General features: G+C 46.9%; 11 protein-coding genes and 1 tRNA gene. 10 read left to right on the top strand and 2 right to left on the bottom strand.

Annotation, left to right across the window (positions count from 1 at the left end):
* Window positions 1-164: 164 nt before the first annotated feature.
* The 4 genes from QUA27_RS07870 (at window position 165) to QUA27_RS07855 (ending at window position 7,300) form a co-directional block, all read left to right on the top strand.
* Window positions 165-1,436 carry an FAD-dependent hydroxylase gene (locus tag QUA27_RS07870; RefSeq protein ID WP_333067414.1) on the top strand — a complete coding sequence of 424 codons (1,272 nt, stop codon included), beginning with the start codon at window positions 165-167 and terminating at the stop codon, window positions 1,434-1,436.
* A gap of 273 nt (window positions 1,437-1,709) precedes the next feature.
* Window positions 1,710-3,497, top strand: coding sequence for a tetratricopeptide repeat protein (locus QUA27_RS07865; RefSeq protein WP_333067326.1), 1,788 nt, complete (start codon window positions 1,710-1,712; stop codon window positions 3,495-3,497).
* Between the two features lie 348 nt (window positions 3,498-3,845).
* Window positions 3,846-5,807 carry a CHAT domain-containing protein gene (locus tag QUA27_RS07860; protein ID WP_333067325.1) on the top strand — a complete coding sequence of 654 codons (1,962 nt, stop codon included), beginning with the start codon at window positions 3,846-3,848 and terminating at the stop codon, window positions 5,805-5,807.
* The gene (locus QUA27_RS07855) at window positions 5,804-7,300 is read left to right on the top strand and encodes a hypothetical protein (RefSeq protein ID WP_333067324.1); all 1,497 of its coding nucleotides are present in this window, start codon (window positions 5,804-5,806) and stop codon (window positions 7,298-7,300) included. Before QUA27_RS07860 ends, QUA27_RS07855 begins: the two co-directional genes overlap by 4 nt.
* A 471-nt stretch (window positions 7,301-7,771) precedes the next feature.
* Here the strand turns inward: QUA27_RS07855 and QUA27_RS07845 are convergent.
* Window positions 7,772-7,855 (bottom strand) — tRNA-Leu (locus tag QUA27_RS07845).
* Window positions 7,856-8,083: 228 nt separating this feature from the next.
* Here QUA27_RS07845 and accC point away from each other — a divergent pair.
* On the top strand, window positions 8,084-9,439 hold the full coding sequence (gene accC / locus QUA27_RS07840) for an acetyl-CoA carboxylase biotin carboxylase subunit (RefSeq protein WP_333067322.1): 1,356 nt from the start codon (window positions 8,084-8,086) through the stop codon (window positions 9,437-9,439).
* 81 nt (window positions 9,440-9,520) lie between these two features.
* Here accC and QUA27_RS07835 read toward each other — a convergent pair whose 3' ends face one another.
* On the bottom strand, window positions 9,521-9,805 hold the full coding sequence (locus tag QUA27_RS07835) for a YggT family protein (RefSeq protein WP_006634856.1): 285 nt from the start codon (window positions 9,803-9,805) through the stop codon (window positions 9,521-9,523).
* 124 nt (window positions 9,806-9,929) lie between these two features.
* Here QUA27_RS07835 and psbX point away from each other — a divergent pair, with 124 nt between their 5' ends.
* From psbX to QUA27_RS07810, 5 genes are all read left to right on the top strand, one after another.
* Window positions 9,930-10,049, top strand: a complete 120-nt coding sequence (psbX, locus tag QUA27_RS07830; RefSeq protein WP_333041933.1) for a photosystem II reaction center protein PsbX — start codon at window positions 9,930-9,932, stop codon at window positions 10,047-10,049.
* Between the two features lie 280 nt (window positions 10,050-10,329).
* The gene (locus QUA27_RS07825) at window positions 10,330-11,142 is read left to right on the top strand and encodes a Ycf66 family protein (protein ID WP_333067321.1); all 813 of its coding nucleotides are present in this window, start codon (window positions 10,330-10,332) and stop codon (window positions 11,140-11,142) included.
* Between the two features lie 266 nt (window positions 11,143-11,408).
* Window positions 11,409-12,533, top strand: a complete 1,125-nt coding sequence (locus QUA27_RS07820) for a redoxin domain-containing protein (RefSeq protein WP_333067320.1) — start codon at window positions 11,409-11,411, stop codon at window positions 12,531-12,533.
* Between the two features lie 109 nt (window positions 12,534-12,642).
* A complete protein-coding gene (locus QUA27_RS07815; RefSeq protein ID WP_333067319.1) occupies window positions 12,643-14,091 on the top strand; it encodes a trypsin-like peptidase domain-containing protein in 1,449 nt (482 codons plus the stop codon).
* A gap of 204 nt (window positions 14,092-14,295) precedes the next feature.
* Window positions 14,296-14,916 (top strand): pre-peptidase C-terminal domain-containing protein, encoded by a 621-nt coding sequence (locus QUA27_RS07810; protein WP_333067318.1) that lies wholly within the window; start codon window positions 14,296-14,298, stop codon window positions 14,914-14,916.
* Window positions 14,917-14,922 lie beyond the last annotated feature (6 nt).

The following is a 14,922-nucleotide window of genomic DNA, read 5'->3' as shown; positions in this document are numbered from 1 at the left end:
TGGATAGTGGGCAGTTGATCGTTGATGGTTGTCATTAATCATAAATTTCTCAACGTCTCCCCGTCTCCCATCTCCCGTCTCCATCGCTCGATCGCCCTAAATCGAAATAATTCTTTACAATAACAAAGTAACAATCCAATTAACTTTGACAAAATCCCTTGAAAATGCCTGTAAACCAACTTTCTTCAACAGCGGCCCCCCTCCAAACACAGACACTCGACTTTGACATAGCCATCGTCGGAGGTGGCATAGTCGGGGCCACCTTAGCCAGCGCCTTAAAAGATTCCGGCTTAAAAATAGCAATAATTGAAACCCAACTCCCCGCAGCCGCCGCAGCCAAAAAACAAGCCTATGCAATCACCCTGCTATCAGGAATGATCTTAGAAGGTATCGGCGTGTGGCAACAAATCTTGCCGCAAATCACCACCTTCGAGCAAATTAGCCTCTGCGACGGCGACTATCCGGGCGTCGTCGAATTCCACCGCCCGGATTTGGGAAATACTGGCAAATTGCCCGTACCAAAAGCAGCTTTAGGTTACGTTGGCGAGCACCGAGTAATGCTGTCAGCTTTGCAGGAATGTTTGGCAAAAAACCCGAATTTTAGTTGGGTTTGTCCGGCGGAAGTAGTCGAGGTAAAATATTTAACTCATTGCGCCGAAATAGAAGTCAAACAACACGGCGAAACTCGGACAATTCGCAGCAAATTATTAGTCGCCGCCGACGGTTCGCGATCGCGCATCCGCACCGAAGCCAACATCAGCACTCGCGGCTGGAAATACTGGCAATCCTGCGTTGCCATCACTATTAAAGCAGAAAAACCGCACAACGATATCGCTTTTGAGCGCTTTTGGCCGAGCGGCCCGATGGGAGTTTTACCATTACCTGGGAACCGCTGTCAAGTAGTTTGGACAGCACCCCACGCGGAAGCAAAAGCTTTGCAACAAATGGATGAAACAGAGTTTTTGACTTTGTTGGAACAGCGCACGGGCGGGCTTTTGGGGCGTTTGGAATTGGAGAGCGATCGCTTTTTGTTTCCGGTGCAGTTAATGCAGAGCGATCGCTACGTTTTGCCCAGATTAGCACTAATTGGCGATGCCGCCCACTGCTGCCATCCCGTCGGCGGCCAGGGATTGAATATGGGCATTCGAGACGCTGGGGCGATCGCCCAAATCTTGCAGCAAGCGCACCAAAAAGGCGAAGACATCGGCGACTTGCGAGTATTGAAACGGTATCACAACTGGCGCAAAAAAGAGAATTTAATCGTGTTAGGATTTACTGATTTTCTAGACAGATTATTTTCTAATACTTGGCTGCCAATTGTAGCATTTCGCCGCTTTGGATTGTGGTGTTTGCGGACAATTCCCCCTGTGAGGTTTTTAGCCTTGCGCTTGATGACCGGTTTAATGGGCCGGCCGCCAGAATTAGCGCAAAATTAGAAGAAACCCGGTTTTTTACCATTTCTCCTGTAGGGGCGGTTTTTACTCGCAATAATTGCCGAAAACTAACAAACTCATAAACCCGCCCCTATCGACTAAATTCATCTGCGTCCATCAGCGTATATCCGCCGACATCTGCGGTTCACAATCTTTAGAAACCGGGTTTTTTCCCATCTCTTCGCCTGTAACCAAATATTCTCGAAAAAACCCGGTTTCTGGCCACTCATCGAATCATGGTAAAATAAACATCGGTGTTACTGACAACTCCCCACAATGGAAGAAACCCGCGCCCAAGCTTATCAGCAATTGATTGAGACACTCCTGAATTGCCCCAACGGTGAGGAACCGCAGATTTTACAGGATAACTTAGAATTGGTAGATTCGGGGTTTCTGCAAGTTTGCAAGGTAGTAGCAGAAAACCTGGCAGAGGAAGGACAGGAAAATGACGCGAATTTTTTACGGAAATTGGCCAGTCAGCTAGGGCAATTCTTGGGGATGAATGATGAGGGAGATAGCGATAACTCTGAAGGTAAAAATCCCCAAGAGTATGCAAAGTTTATCGGAGACTTATTGCAAGCAGAAAAAGATAGCAAGGGCGATATTAAAATAATTTACCCCATGCTGGCCGGGAGGCAACATCTCCTCAATGACCGTTTTGCCGAGATTTTACAGCTAGTGGTCCCGAATTTTATTGCCGAACATCCCGAAGCAATTGAATCTATTCTCGGCGACATGGGAAACTTGAGTATTCATATCAGTGACTTTCCGCTGGGGAAAAGAGCGAATAATCTTGAAATTGCAATTACTGGTTATCAAATACTTTTAAAGAATTCGGAACCGGGAAGCGAAAATTGGGCAAGGACGCAAAATAATCTGGCAAATGCCTACAGTAACAGAATCAGGGGAGAGAAAGCTCAGAATATCGAACGGGCGATCGCATCTTACACTGCTGCATTGTCCGTCCGCACCCGCGAAGCCTTTCCCGAAAAATGGGCTCTGACGCAAAATAATCTGGCAGCAGCCTACACTTACAGAATCAGGGGAGAGAAAGCACAGAATATCGAACTGGCGATCGCATCTTACACTGCTGCATTAACCGTCTACACCCGCGATGCCTTTCCCCAAGATTGGGCAAGGACGCAAAATAATCTGGCTTCTGCCTACAGGGGCAGAATCAGGGGAGATAAAGCAGAGAATATCGAAAGTGCGATCGCATCTTACACTGCTGCATTAACCGTCTACACCCGGGAAGCTTTTCCCGAATATTGGGCAAGGACGCAAAATAATCTGGCTTCTGCCTACTGTGAAAGAATTAGGGGAGAGAAAGCAGAGAATATCGAAGTTGCGCTCGCATCTTACACTGCTGCATTGTCCGTTCGCACCCGCGATGCCTTTCCCCAAGATTGGGCCCAGACGCAAAATAATCTGGGAATTGCCTACAGTGACAGAATTAGGGGAGAGAAAGCAGAGAATATCGAAATGGCGATCGCATCTTACACTGCTGCATTAACCGTCTACACCCGCGATGCCTTTCCCGAAAATTGGGCTCTGACGCAAAATAATCTGGCAGCAGCCTACACTTACAGAATCAGGGGAGAGAAAGCACAGAATATCGAACTGGCGATCGCATCTTGCACTGCTGCATTAACCGTCTACACCCGCGATGCCTTTCCCGAATATTGGGCAAGGACGCAAAATAATTTGGCAGCAGCCTACACTTACAGAATCAGGGGAGAGACAGCTCAGAATATCGAACTGGCGATCGCATTTTACACTGCTGCATTAACCGTCTACACCCGCGATGCCTTTCCCGAAAATTGGGCAGCGACGCAAAATAATCTGGGAGAAGCCTACCGTAACAGAATCAGGGGAGAGAAAGCTCAGAATATCGAACTGGCGATCGCATCTTGCACTGCTGCATTAACCGTCTACACCCGCGATGCCTTTCCCGAAAATTGGGCCCAGACCCAACATAATCTGGCAGCAGCCTACAGTGACAGAATTAGGGGAGAGAAAGCAGAGAATATCGAACTGGCGATCGCATCTTACACTGCTGCATAGTCCCTCCACACCCGCGAAGCTTTTCCCGAATATTGGGCCCAGACGCAAAATAATCTGGCTTCTGCCTACTGTGACAGAATCAGGGGAGAGAAAGCAGAGAATATCGAACTGGCGAAAAAGTGTTTCCACAATGCTTTAACTATTAGAACTCGCGAGGCTTTCCCACAAGAACATACAGATATTTTATCTAATTTAGGTAATCTTTACCAAAGTAACCAGCAATGGCAACTCGCTTATGATAAATATGTCTCAGCGATTGAAACAGTAGACTTTTTACGGGGCGAGATTCAATCTGGGGATGAAAGCAAACAGAAATTAGCCGAAGAATACAACCAAATATATCTGGGCATGGTAGAAGTTTGCATCGAACTGCAACGCTACACCGAAGCTGTGGAATATGCCGAACGTTCCAAGGGGCAAAACTTAATCGAGTTGCTGTCAGTGAAAGATTTGTATCCCAAAGGAGAAATCCCCCCCCAAGTGCGCCAAGAGTTGCAACAGTTAAGACTGAGAATTGCCGAAGAAAATCAACGGTTAAAACAATCTGAAGAAAAAAATTATGACTTCATCAACCAACTGCGCCAAGATTTAGCTGCAAAATATCCCTATACACCTCTCAAATTTGGTGAAATTCAGAAGTTAGCCGATGAAAAAACAGCCCTTGTAGAATGGTACATTTTGCGCCAGAGTTTTTGTGCTTTCATCATCGCGAACGATCCCGCCCAGCCCCCCTTAATAAGGGGGGAGGAAGAGAGATGGGAATCCCCCTTGAAAATGGGAGAGAATCAATTAGAAGTTACACAGTTATCTCACAGCGAACCCGATCGAAATTCAGAACCCCCCTTATTAACGGGGGCAGGGGGGATCGGATTTTGGCAATCATCACCGCAAGATTTAGAAAAACTAATTGATTGGGGAATTGAATATTTAGAAAATTATTACATTAACCGTCAAGAATGGCAAAATAGCCTAGAAACCAAACTAGCAAACCTAGCCCAAATTCTCCACATTAATGAAATAGTTAAAAACATCCCCGCAACCTGCGATAAACTAATCCTGATTCCCCACCGCTACTTGCACCTGTTCCCTCTCCACGCCCTTCCGGTGAGTAGGGAAAATTGGCAGCGCTTTCACCCAAACAACCAAAAGTGCCCCCTGAATCCCTGTCTCGTTGACTGCTTCGATAATGGAGTTTCCTACGCCCCCAGTTGTCAGCTATTGCACCACGTCCAAAAATACAAACGCCGTAACTTCGATAAGTTATTCGCCATTCAAAACCCCACAAATGACTTAACGGCTGCGGAGATGGAAGTACAAAGCATCAAAAACATTTTCCCCAGCCCAGAAATTTTTGCTAAACAAGATGCCAAAAAAGGCGAAAAATCAGAGTCAAAATTAGAAATAGCCGAAAAAGTCGCCGACAGCCATCATCTGTTCTTTTCCTGTCACGGTTTCTTCGACCCCAACGCACCGCTAAAATCTGGTTTACAGCTATATGATGGTACTCTCACCCTAGAAGAAATCATCCGCTATTTCAACCTCAGTGAATGCAGCCTCGTCACCCTTTCCGCCTGCGAAACCGGACAAGTCCAACTCGACAACACCGACGAATACATCAGCCTCACCAGCGGTTTCCTACTAGCTGGAAGTCCCAGTTTATACGTCAGCCTGTGGTCAGTACACCCCCTTTCGACAGCAATTTTACTGATCAAAACCTACGAAAACCTCTACCACCAACCCGGTAAATTCGCCCTAGCATTAAGCCAAGCCCAAATCTGGATGCGAAACACCGACATCCAAGGGTTCCTCGACTGGACAAACCAATGTCACCTCCTAGACACTGACTGGCGAGGAACCTTACAATGCCTCCTGGAAAAGGACAAAGCAACTCAAGGAGTCTGTGCTAAAATCTATCAAAACCCCTTTCATTGGGCCGGCTTCTGTGCGGCTGGCAAAGGAGATCAAAACATGACTAATAGCAGCAACAAAATAGAAATTTTCCAGCAATTAATTCAATCAGATTTATATTTTAACTTGAGATATGCCCTAGCTGCTCTCAAAGCTGAATTAACAGACAATGATGACAAAAATGTCGAACTTATTGAAAATTGGCTGCAAGATAAGCCAGCAATTAAGTTTGAATACAAGGCTAACGTGATGAAATCAGAGGAAGTTAAATTACCCAATAAAGGGCAATCACCCACTAAACCGGGACAGCAAAGTCAAAGTTTGAAAGAAACCCTAGAAAATCTGACGATAGCTGCGGAAAAACCTCCTGAAGCAAATCAAGATACGCCGTCTTCTCCATGAAAAATTTTAGTATCAGTGTTTGTTATTTCCATCTCAATCAGACTTTAGCTGAACCTCCAAATCGAGTTTCACCTACAGCCGATTTTATTTGGAAAAATCTGATTAAAGTAAGTGAAAAACTGCCTTTCACTGAACTCAAACATTTAAAATCTAAATTAGTTTGCTACGAATTTGATGAAGAATCCCAGGCTTTCAAACATCAGACAAAAAGCTTAAATTTAATCAATCAATGGCTAACCAAAGAACAACTGCCGATCGCACTTACTGCGATTCACCAAAATCAATTAGCGATTAGCGGGAATCTGCAACCCTTTCTATGGCACGATACCTACGCTTTCGATCTAACTTTATCTCCCGCCGATGATGACCGAGATGTCGCAGCAGCAGAAATCGATTTATTTGAACCTAGCAGCCTTTTCTTAGAATGTTCGGAAAACACTCTCGGTGAAACCATCTGGCTTTACGGAGAAACAGAAATACCTGATACAGAATGTCAAGGCGTAGCTGATGAATTAGTGAGAAATCTGCTAAAAAACACTAACTTTACATTTGGATTAGTCGATAAAGGTAACTTGCTCAAAGTTCCCTTATTTGAATATGAAATTAGCCAAGCCAATCCACCCAAAAAACTCTATCGGATTTTAGTTTGGATCGACAATCAAGGGATATCTCCAGATGTAAACTCTGTTTATGACGATTTATTTAACTCACTCTTGACTCGCCACAAAATTGAATATGTTTACCAACAAGCGCAAGAAAGTTACAGTAAAGCCAGAAAAGCATATAGTGACATAGAAGCAAAGATTAAAGAATTCACGCAAAATAAGCCATTAGAAGAACTGCAAAAACTTCTGGAATCAATGCCAGAACTATCAATGCAGTATCAACGGCAACTGCGAAATCTGCAAGGGCATTATACCACAATCAAAACCAATCAGCTCAACTATCAAACTTACTTACAAAAATTCTGGCAACCGGGCGATATTCCCAGTTGGCGAGAGTTTGGCGAAAATACCTGCAAGCGCTATCTCGACCAAATAGAAACCTACCTCAGTTATATCCAGCCGGGTAAAGACTTGATCGGCGAATTTATCAATACATTGCGGGGTTTGGTGGAAATAGAACAAGCCAAGTGCGATCGCCAACGGCAACAAACTTTACAGGATAATGAGGAAAAAGAAAAAGAAAAAGAGCGCAATTTACAAAACACGATTCAAGCAGTCGGTACCGGCATCGGTGTCGGAGTCGGCTTTGCCGGAATCTTAGCAGCCGGCTACCCCTTAATCGAAAAACCTTGGGATTTCCCTTCTCCCCAACATCCTCTGCTACCCCCGCATCCCTTCATTATTGCCGTTGTACTTAGTTGTTTAGGCGGTGGAGGCTTGGGATGGTTGGCTTGGTTTTTCACTAAACGCCACCTCAAGGCTAAATCCTCACCTCAGCAGACAAGTTTACCTAGTCCCCAAAATCAACTCCCCTCTCGGGATGTGTAATCGCCCTCTGCTTTCTTTGTTAATTACATTTTCGCAGTCATATTCTCGCGACTTACCGATCAATCTGTTTACTCTTTGACAACATCCATCAACTCTTCAATAAAAACATTGAGGGTGCGAGCTATCTTTTGAATTGATGTGATATCAACCGTTGCTAATCCTTCCTAACTAGCATAGTGCCTGACTGTGCTGTACGGAACCTCCGATCGATCGGCAACATCCTTTAGTGTCCATCCTTTTTCGTCAGCAAACTCTCGGATGCGGAACCTAACTAACCCCATTCTACTTGACAAACGATAAGTATCTATGTTTTTAATTCAAACACAATTGTCGATCGACAGTTAAAGAATGCTTAGTTCGATCGAGTTTTCGAGAATCCCATCTAAAACTCGATCGACTTTCTAGAAAAACCACTCAATACAAAACAACTGCCAACAGCCAAAACTGTCAACAGTTGTTTTATATATTCAATGCGGATGGCGAGACTCGAACTCGCAAGGACATAATGCCACACGCACCTCAAGCGTGCGCGTATACCAATTCCGCCACATCCGCTCTTTCTGGCAATCTCCGGGATTTTTGCGTTACGAGTTAAAGATTCACAGGTTGAGGTTCCTGACATTTAACTTGTGACTTGCCCTTTTGCACCGCCGATTTACAATCATAGCACCACTACCAGCCAAATGTAAAATAAATTTTTGTGAACAATTTCTGGAAAACGATTATCCAGAACATACCGAAAGGCATTATTGTACAGAATATTGAGTGAATTAAGCAGCGAAGATGGGGTTCTCGAAAATTTTAATCGCTAATCGGGGAGAAATAGCTCTCCGCATACTGCGCACCTGCGAGGAAATGGGGATTGCCACGGTCGCCGTTCACTCCACCGTAGATAAACACGCCCTGCACGTCCAGTTGGCAGACGAAGCCGTTTGCATCGGCCCCCCCACCAGCAGCAAAAGCTATTTAAACATCCCCAACATCATCGCGGCCGCCCTGACGCGCAACGCCGCAGCCATTCACCCAGGCTACGGCTTCCTCTCGGAAAATGCCCGATTTGCCGAAATCTGCGCCGACCATCAAATTACCTTCATCGGCCCTTCTGCTGCCGCGATGCGGGCGATGGGCGACAAATCTACCGCCAAAGAAACTATGCAGCGGGTGAAAGTCCCCACAGTTCCCGGTAGCGAGGGATTGCTGGCAGACGATCGCGAAGCTTTGTCGATCGCCCGCGACATCGGCTATCCTGTGATGATCAAAGCCACCGCCGGCGGTGGAGGCCGCGGGATGAGGCTAGTTAGAGAACCCTCGGAACTCCCCAAACTATTCTCAGCAGCCCAAGGCGAAGCCGATGCAGCCTTCGGCAACCCCGGACTTTACCTGGAAAAATTCATCGAAAAACCCCGGCATATCGAAATCCAAATCCTCGCCGACAACTACGGTAACGTCATCCACCTCGGCGAGAGAGATTGTTCGATTCAGCGCCGACATCAGAAACTCCTCGAAGAAGCCCCCAGCCCAGCCCTCAGCCAGAAACTGCGAGATCAAATGGGTCACGCCGCCATTGCCGCCGCCAAATCCATCAACTACACAGGTGCCGGCACTGTCGAATTTCTGCTTGACAAATCGGGCAAGTTCTACTTCATGGAAATGAACACCCGCATCCAAGTAGAACATCCCGTCACCGAGATGATTACAGGCCTCGACTTGATAGCCGAACAAATCCGCATCGCCCAAGGAGAAAAGCTGCAAATCAAACAAAACCAAGTAATTCTCAACGGCCACGCGATCGAGTGTCGCATCAACGCCGAAGATCCCGATCGCAATTTCCGGCCCCACCCCGGCATAATCAGCGGTTATTTGCCTCCCGGTGGCCCCGGCGTGCGGATGGACTCTCACGTTTACACAGATTACGAAATACCCGCTTACTACGATTCTTTAATCGGTAAAGTAATTGTATGGGGGCGCGATCGACCGACAGCCATCCGCAGGATGAAACGGGCATTGCGGGAGTGCGCCATCACCGGCGTTCCTACCACCCTCAGCTTCCACCAAAAAATTCTCGATTCCCCCGAGTTTCTCAACGGCGAAGTTTACACGAATTTCGTCGAACAGTTCTTGAACCAAAACAGTCATTAGTCAGTAGTCAGTTGGCAGTTAGCAGTGGGTGGCGACTAATCCATGCCCGATGCCCGATGCCCGATGCCCGCCAACTGACTATTACATCATCATCGTCAGCAGCCCTTGCTGACCGAGAATCATTTCTCGCAGCAAGCTACAGATACCCACCCAAATAATCGGCGTAATGTCCACCCCGCCGATCGGCGGTACAATCTTTCTAGTTACGGCTAAAAAAGGTTCCGTAGGCCAAGCAATCAGACTCAACGGCAATTTGCTCAGATTCACCTCGGGATACCAAGTCAGGACGATCCGAAAAATAAACAGCAAGGTCATCACGACTAGGACAGAGCCCAGAATCCAACTTGCAACGGTAATACCAGTCATGGGTCTTATCTCGAAATTTTAAGTTTTGTTAAGTCAGCCGTTCATAATTTTAACCGTTTCACAGGTGCGATCGAAAGTATAAAATTAATAAAAATCAAATTGTTGTAACAAAGGCTTTGAATCTATGACTCCTTCTCTCGCGAACTTTTTGTACAGCCTGCTGGTCGGCGTGACAGTGGTAGTGATTCCAGCAACGATCGCCCTGATCTTCATCAGCCAAAAAGACAAAATCAAGCGCACCTAAAAAGTCCGCAGGTCTTTAAGTCCGGCGTGAAACTCAATTTTCGCCTGCACGTCGGGCATTTCCCCGATCCGAGAAACCTCGGCTGCCAGCAACTGTCAAGGCAAAACCTTCGGTTGACTGCCAAGCTGAGGTTTTTTCCCGTTAAACTCATTATTATACTCACTTCCCAAGCTGAAACCCTGACCGGACGCTGCCCCAGAAAGCACAGTCGGGCTGACAGACTTAATGATAGATGTAAAATCTAACTCGCTAACATAGGAAAGACATAGGAGATAGGCTAATGGTCAATTTAGGATTGAACTGGAGCAGCCTGTTAGGGATCATCCTAGCAGTAGCAGGGGCAGGACTGTATTTTCTGCGATCGTGGCGTCCCAAACTAGCCCGAGACCACGATATTTTTTTTGCAGCAGTCGGCCTGCTGTGCGGCGGCATTCTGTTATTTCAAGGATGGCGGCTTGACCCTATTCTGGCATTCGGTCAATTTCTGCTCACCGGTTCGGCCATATTTTTTGCAGCAGAAAGCATTAAACTGCGAGGAGCGACCACAGCCCAAGCCAAAAGTCGCGCCCAATATATAGATGAAGACCGACCGGTCAGCAACGCCTACGGTTACGACGGCTACGATGCCGACATGGAGCAGCTAGAACCCGAAGAAGACTATCCGCAGCGTCCCCGGATTAGAGGCAGCCAAGACTACCGTTCGTCCCGGGAAGCCTACGATGACGAACCCCGTCGCCGCCCCTCGAATCGCAACGGCAGCGTTAACACGTCCAAGCCCGACTCGCCGGATCGATCGTCGTCTCGCAAACGTCCCTCTCGCCCAGAAGCCGCGCCCACTCAAGGGTCTGACAACTGGGACGTTTCAGACACCCCCGAAGAAAGACCGACCCGCAGCCGCAGCAGTCGCCCCCCAGCTTCGGAAAACCGTAGTTCCGATACGCCGCCGAGAACCAAAAAACCCCGTCCTACGGAATCATCCAGGTCTCGCCCCAGCAACCGCGACGTTGAAGCACCGCCGTCAGACTACGTGGAGTATCGACCTGTAGAATACCCGGAAGACCAACCGGATAATTCCCCCAGTTTCGACAAATAGGCAAACACTAAGTAGATGGGTGGAACTAAACTTTTCTGGTGCCCGCCAGCAAAAAAATAAGTTGCGTTTATTGATGCCCATCTACTTATTTTTAGATATTAAAGTGATTAAAAAAAGTGTAAATTGCGAGGGTAAAACCCCAGCCCAACGCAAATATACACAAATAAAAGCTAATTTTTTTTTAATTATTTTGACATACCGAATCTGTGGAACTAATCGACAGCATAATAATCTAAATATAAAATCCCCAATCTTAAATCAGCAAGATGCCATTACTCGAAATAGGAGATCCGGCTCCCTGGTTTTCCATTCCTTCTACAAATAACCCCTTATTTCATTTCCCGACTGTTGGCGGGCGGCGAGTCGTCCTCTTTTTCTTTGCCAGCGCAGCTTTTGAACAAATCCAAGTTATCCTCAAAAGCTTTCAATATCTCTCAGAAGAATTCCGAAGCTTGCAAGTACCGAGGTTCGGAGTCAGCGTTGACCCAGCAGACAAAGAACTAGACAGACCAACAACAATTGCTCCGTCATTCATCTTTTTCTGGGACTTAGATAAAAAAGTCAGTCAGCAGTACGCTGTTTTCCGAGATGTCGAAGAAAATGGAGTTGCCGGAGTTCACTATGCACCACAAACTTTTGTTCTCAACGAAAACCTTCAGGTAATTAATATTTTGCCCATGGGCGAACCGCACCAACACGCCCAACAAGTATTAGATTTTCTCAAAACTTTACCCCCCATTGAGGAAGCCCGAGCGGCCACTCGCCACGCCCCGGTGTTGGTAATTCCTAACGTTTTGGACAAAGCTTCTTGCCGCAGTTTGATCGATATGTACAAAGCTAATGGTGGCAGTCCCTCGGGCTTTATGAGGCAAATCGGCGGGAAAACAGTTGGCTTGCACGACGACACTTTTAAGAAGCGCCGAGATTTCTTTATTCAAGACGAGGATTTCCAGCAACAGTTGAATGCGATTATTCTACGCCGGGTGCGGCCGGAAGTAGAGAAAGCTTTTCAATTTACAATCACTAGGTTTGAACGGTATTTGATAGGTTGTTACGATGCTGACAGCGGCGGTTATTTTCGACCGCACCGCGACAACACTAGCAAAGCTACGATGCACCGTAGGTTTGCTATGACGCTAAACTTGAATGTGGGAGAGTACACGGGGGGATTTTTACGGTTTCCAGAGTACGCGCCGCACGGTTATAAAGGCGATTCTGGCACGGCGATTATTTTTTCGTGTTCTTTGCTGCATGAAGCCACTGCCGTGATTAGTGGTCAGCGCTTTGCTTTGCTGTCTTTTTTCTACGGCAATGAGGACGCTGCTGTACGAGAAGCTAATTTTAAGTATTTAGCCGCTGATTCAGATTCCCGAATTGGAGAACCGGCGTGAGAAATGTCACTACCGTGGTGCAAGTCCTAAAATAATTAGAGAAGGTAGTTAGCGGTTAGCCACAAAACCTAATTCCTAGCTACCGATCGCTAAATAATAATCGATAGCCATGAATTTCAAACTTCTAAGTTTAGCAGTATCGGGAATTTTAACGGTTGGGGTAACAGCGAGCACTGCTGCGGTTGTTACGACATCCCCTGTGCGGCAATCAACAGATTTAACGGAATTTAACTCGGTGCATTCCCAAGGTGCGATCGCCCAAAATGTCGAAGAACAAACCAATATTCGGGTCTACGAAAAGGCTAGTCCGGCGGTTGTTACCGTCGATACAGATAAATCTAACGGTAGCGGCACAATTATCAGCCCCGACGGCATGGTGTTAACGAACGCCCACGTTGTTGCCGCAGGCGGTACAGTCAATATCATTTTGTCAGACGGCAGAAAACTTGTCGCCGATGTCGTTGGATTCGGTGAAGAAGGTCTAGACTTAGCCGTGGTTAAGATTCGCGGTCAAAATAATTTGCCCACCATTCCTTTAGCCCGTCCCGGTTCGGTGAAAGTCGGGCAACAAGCATTTGCGATCGGCAATCCCTTCGGTCAATTTCAAGGTACTTTTACAGTCGGAATCGTCAGTCGCATCGACCAGCAGCGAGGCTTAATTCAAACCGACGCCGCCATCAATCCCGGCAATTCAGGAGGTCCACTGCTAAACAGTTCAGGAGAATTAATCGGCGTCAATACTTCTATTTTTACTCGCGGTCGGGGCGGAGGTAATATTGGTATCGGTTTTGCAATTTCAGCAGACAAAGTACCCGCTTTCCTGACAGCGGTACGAGAAGGGCGAGCTCCCCGCGTGGGTCAAACCCGATCGCCCTTTGGCAACAAATCACCTCAAAAAGTTGCGTTAAACGGGCCCGCCCTCAGCGGCAAACTCACCAACCAGTCTAGCGTGCTGCCCGCAGACAACAGCTTTTTTGACCTCTACTCCTTTGAGGGAAAAGCGGGCCAGCAAATCACAATAGAAATGAAAAGTCAAGAAATTGACCCTTATTTAATTTTGCTCGGACCCAACCAGCGCGAAATCGCGCAAGATGATGACGGGGCAGGCAGTAAAGACGCCAGAATTACAGTCAGGCTGCCTGCAGACGGGACTTACACGTTAGTGGCAAATTCCTATGAAGCTAGGCAGTCAGGGGCTTATACGTTAGAACTAAAAGCGAGTGCTCCTACCGCGCCTTCTCGGGCGATTTTGCAAGAAGAAGGCGCTTTAGTCGCAGGCGGTCCAGTATTGCCGTCTGACAACAGTCTGTATCGCGAGTATACTTTTGAAGGTCGATCGGGTCAGTCTGTAACCATTTCCCTCGAAAGCACAGATTTTGATCCCTATGTGGCTATCTTTGGCCCTAATAGCCGATTAGTGGCAGAAAATGACGATGCGAGCGATTCGACTAAAAATGCGTTTCTAAGCGTTACTTTGCCCGCTACGGGTCGCTACCGCGTAATTGTCAATGCTTACGATGCTTCGGGCCGGGGTCGTTACACTCTAACTGTCCGGTGAAAATGGGTAATTGGTAATTGGTAATCGGGAATAGGTAATTGGGAATTGGTAATTGGGAATTGGTCGAATTATTTTTCTTCCTACTTCCTTCCATCCATTAAATCCCGTACATTGCTCGTTGCCGAACTTCCTTCTTCAATCCGTTAAATCCGTTACACTCATCCGTTGCCGAACTTCCTTCTTCGTTGCAAATCGAGGTAATTCATGCGTCAAGTTAGATTTTGGGCGATCGCGCCAATTGCTCTGGTAGCTACTTTTTCTGGTAAGCCGACTCTCTCCCTGCCAGTTTCAAATTCAGGTGGAGTTGCTAACAGTATTTCCACCCTCATTTCAGGAGAAATTCCTCAAAATTTACCTAACGCGAAGCCTGCTGACAAGGCTGTTTTAGCGCAAGCAAGCCCCAGCCCCTCGCCATCACCACAGAGTTCGCCAACTCAGAGCCCAACTGTAGAACCTCCGCCGAGTCCTGATGCGGGTTCATCTAAGGTTATTTTAGAGCAAAACGGAGAACTCAGCCCTGCTAAGTCTTCTGTACTGCCTTCGGACAGCAGTTTGTACGACGAGTATACCTTTGAAGGCACTCAGGGTCAGAAAGTGGTTGTTACCGTAGAAAGTACCGAGTTTGATACTTATCTCGCTATTTTCAACTCCCAGGGCGAGCTACTTGCAGAAAATGATGATGCCACGCAGCAAAATTCCAATTCAGAGCTTACTGTTACCTTGTCTGCGAACGGTCGCTACCGGGTTATTGTCAATGCTTACGATCCGCCTCCAAAAGGTAGAGGCAAGTACAGTTTGACCGTCCGCGAAACAACTGGGAATTAGTTTAAA

This window comes from Microcoleus harperi Pol14_C6, assembly GCF_036701295.1.
Taxonomy (GTDB): domain Bacteria; phylum Cyanobacteriota; class Cyanobacteriia; order Cyanobacteriales; family Microcoleaceae; genus Microcoleus.
The sequence above is the reverse complement of the archived record's forward strand: the minus strand, read 5'-3'. Positions and strand labels throughout refer to the sequence as shown.

What these genes read in the sequence shown, in the direction of transcription:
- QUA27_RS07870 (WP_333067414.1), top strand. Translation starts at nt 165, where the DNA reads ATGCCTGTAAACCAACTTTCTTCAACAGCGGCCCCCCTCCAAACACAG.
- QUA27_RS07865 (WP_333067326.1), top strand. Translation starts at nt 1,710, where the DNA reads ATGGAAGAAACCCGCGCCCAAGCTTATCAGCAATTGATTGAGACACTC.
- QUA27_RS07860 (WP_333067325.1), top strand. Translation starts at nt 3,846, where the DNA reads ATGGTAGAAGTTTGCATCGAACTGCAACGCTACACCGAAGCTGTGGAA.
- QUA27_RS07855 (WP_333067324.1), top strand. Translation starts at nt 5,804, where the DNA reads ATGAAAAATTTTAGTATCAGTGTTTGTTATTTCCATCTCAATCAGACT.
- accC (WP_333067322.1), top strand. Translation starts at nt 8,084, where the DNA reads ATGGGGTTCTCGAAAATTTTAATCGCTAATCGGGGAGAAATAGCTCTC.
- QUA27_RS07835 (WP_006634856.1), bottom strand. Translation starts at nt 9,805, where the DNA reads ATGACTGGTATTACCGTTGCAAGTTGGATTCTGGGCTCTGTCCTAGTC.
- psbX (WP_333041933.1), top strand. Translation starts at nt 9,930, where the DNA reads ATGACTCCTTCTCTCGCGAACTTTTTGTACAGCCTGCTGGTCGGCGTG.
- QUA27_RS07825 (WP_333067321.1), top strand. Translation starts at nt 10,330, where the DNA reads ATGGTCAATTTAGGATTGAACTGGAGCAGCCTGTTAGGGATCATCCTA.
- QUA27_RS07820 (WP_333067320.1), top strand. Translation starts at nt 11,409, where the DNA reads ATGCCATTACTCGAAATAGGAGATCCGGCTCCCTGGTTTTCCATTCCT.
- QUA27_RS07815 (WP_333067319.1), top strand. Translation starts at nt 12,643, where the DNA reads ATGAATTTCAAACTTCTAAGTTTAGCAGTATCGGGAATTTTAACGGTT.
- QUA27_RS07810 (WP_333067318.1), top strand. Translation starts at nt 14,296, where the DNA reads ATGCGTCAAGTTAGATTTTGGGCGATCGCGCCAATTGCTCTGGTAGCT.